Here is a 2,600-nt window from a genome sequence, read left to right on the forward strand (position 1 = left end):
CAGTGTTCAGCGTAAATGTATCAGGAAGTGGGTCATGCCGTTTGTGATTGCCCCGACCGACGTGGGCGTGCTGGTGCTGGGGGCGAGCCTGTTGCTTTTGGCCGGGGGTTGGGCCTGGTGGCTGCGGCGGCAGAAGCGTGCTGCCTCCCCAGAATCTACAGCCGTTTCGCCGGCCCCGGCGGTTGACCCATCTGCCCTTTCGGCGGAACAGGCGGCTCAACTACAGCCCTTCGAGCAGGCGGTGGGAGATCAGCCGCAGGATCCCATTGCCTGGTACAACCGCGCCACCACCCTCGACCACCTGGGGCAAGCCCAAGCTGCCCTGGCCAGCTACGACCGCGCCCTGGAGCTGAAGCCGGACTTCCCCGAAGCCTGGAACAACCGTGGTTCTCTGCTGGACGATCTCGGTCGCCATCAAGAAGCTCTGGCCAGCTATGAGCGGGCTCTGCGGCTGAAACCGGATTTTTTTGAGGCCCGCTTTAACCAGGCCAACACGCTGCGGCAATTGGGCCGCTACGAAGAAGCCCTACGTGCCTACGAACGGGCCCTTGCCCTCAGCCCCGACAGCCCGGAAACGTGGTACCTGCACGGGCTAACCTTAGCCTCTCTGGGACGGTGGCAGGGATCCCTAATCAGCTACGAGAAAGCCCTCGCCATCAACCCCGTCAATGCCCAAGTTTGGCAGAGTCGGGGCCTGGCTCTGTTTCACCTAGAGCGCTACGTCGATGCTCTGGCCAGCTACGAACGAGCCCTGCAACTGGGCTCCGAATCGGCCTCTCTCTGGGCCGGCCATGCCCTTGCCCACCACCGCCTCGGCAACCCGATGGAGGCCCTCAACAGCTATGACCGTGCCCTGGCGCAGGATCCCAAACGCCCTCAGATCTGGGTGCAGCGCGGCCTGGTGCTGATGGACTTGAACCTCTACGAGCTGGCCATCCAGAGTTTTGATCGGGCCCTGCAGATGGATCCCAGCAATGCCGAGGCTCACTACGCCAAAGCCTGCTGCTACGCCTGGGAAGGCCAAGTGCCTCAGGCCCTACAAGCTTTGGAGCAAGCCCTACGCCTGGAGCCGGAATGCTACCGCCCCTTGCTCTCCTCTGAGCCCTATTTCTACCTCATTCGCGAGGAGCCGAGTTTTGCATCCTTTTTGGCAGCCCTTGCCGGCACGGATCCCCCCAAGAACCCCCCGCCGCTGTCACGAACAGCCTCTTGACGTTCTCACCTCCCAGAAGGAGAGGAGAGGCTGGAATGCACAGGCTGTTTCACCGCCAACCTGACCCAATCACCAATAACCACGAGAGCACGCCAACAACAGAAATCCGGCAATTTCGTTGGGTCTTACGGGAAAATTGCGCTCTTTTGCCGATGAAACCCGCCGATTTTCCGTGGAGATGCTGTTGCTTGGGTCAAGAAACCTGGTCAAACTAAGAACGTTCCAGCTCTTGGCAAATCTCAACAGTGTCCGGTTGTGCTTCTAACGCCATCCCTGTAGCCCTGTAGCACCTGCTTGCGCAGGGTCTGGCTGGGCAAAAGCGTCTCTTGACTGGATGGGTGTTGGTTATGGGTGGGATCCTCAACCTTTGAATGGTTTTCCAGTTCCTTGAGTGCTTGTTCTACAGTTATTTTCGGCAAATCGGTAAAGTGGTTGTCTATGATAACGGCCCCTCGCCTGACCTCTCCCAAGAACTTCGTCTCCCTGAGGCGACCGGCGGCCCCCCCTCCATTGCCTTTGGCCAAGACCGGATTCCCAGCCGCATGTGGATCTATGGCATCTAGTGAGGATGTTAAAGCCCGAACTGCCGAACTGTTGCGGCTGTACCACCAGAATCGCGATCCAGCCCTGCGCAACCGGCTGGTGGAAATGAACTTGGGCTTGGTGCGCAAAGAGGCCCACCACTGGCGCAACCAATGCAATGAGGGGTACGACGACCTGGTGCAAGTTGGCTGTTTGGGTTTGATTCAAGCTATCGAACGCTTTGACATCAGCCGAGGCCTGGCTTTTAGCTCCTTTGCCCTGCCCTACATTCGCGGAGAAATTCAACACTACCTGCGGGACAAAAGCCCCACCATGCGGATCCCACGCCGCTGGACGACCCTGCAACGACAAGCCAAGAAGGTGATTGCCCGTCTGCGGCAAGAGTTGGGCCGTTCTCCCTCTGAGGCCGAGGTGAGGGAAGCCCTGCAACTGACGGAGCAGGAATGGCGAGAGCTGGAGCTGGCCCAACAAAACAGCCTTTTGCTCAGCCTGGATGCTCCGATTCAAACTGAGGAAGACAGTGTTGCTCTGGGGGAGGTCGTTCCGGATCAGCGCTACCGCAGTTTTCAACTGGCTGAAGAAGATCGTATTCGCCTACAACATGCCTTGGCTCAGCTGGAGGAACGTACCCGCAAGATTTTGGAATTTGTCTTCTTCTATGACCTCACGCAAAAAGAAACGGCAGAGCGGCTAGGGATCAGTGCCGTTACCGTTTCCCGCCAAGTCAAAAAGGGGCTGGAACGCCTGGCTAAGTTGTTGAATCAAGATATTTTTTGAGATACAGCCCGTTACAAATTAAGGGATATAAAAGGGTATAAAAATCGTGTTTCCGAGGCTTGACCCC

At 58.0% G+C, this 2,600-nt stretch carries 3 protein-coding genes; all 3 read left to right on the plus strand.

Features of this window, described 5'->3' with window-relative positions:
• Window positions 1-34 precede the first annotated feature (34 nt).
• The 3 genes from NW818_RS13440 to NW818_RS13450 all read left to right on the plus strand — a co-directional run bounded on the left by NW818_RS13440 (window position 35) and on the right by NW818_RS13450 (window position 2,533).
• The gene (locus tag NW818_RS13440; RefSeq protein WP_414424835.1) at window positions 35-1,213 is read left to right on the plus strand and encodes a tetratricopeptide repeat protein; all 1,179 of its coding nucleotides are present in this window, start codon (window positions 35-37) and stop codon (window positions 1,211-1,213) included.
• 428 nt (window positions 1,214-1,641) lie between these two features.
• Window positions 1,642-1,776 carry a hypothetical protein gene (locus NW818_RS13445; protein ID WP_255344540.1) on the plus strand — a complete coding sequence of 45 codons (135 nt, stop codon included), beginning with the start codon at window positions 1,642-1,644 and terminating at the stop codon, window positions 1,774-1,776.
• On the plus strand, window positions 1,766-2,533 hold the full coding sequence (locus NW818_RS13450; protein WP_041436760.1) for an RNA polymerase sigma factor SigF: 768 nt from the start codon (window positions 1,766-1,768) through the stop codon (window positions 2,531-2,533). Before NW818_RS13445 ends, NW818_RS13450 begins: the two co-directional genes overlap by 11 nt.
• Window positions 2,534-2,600: the final 67 nt, after the last annotated feature.

This window comes from Synechococcus sp. R6-5 (assembly GCF_047461775.1).
Taxonomy (GTDB): domain Bacteria; phylum Cyanobacteriota; class Cyanobacteriia; order Thermostichales; family Thermostichaceae; genus Thermostichus.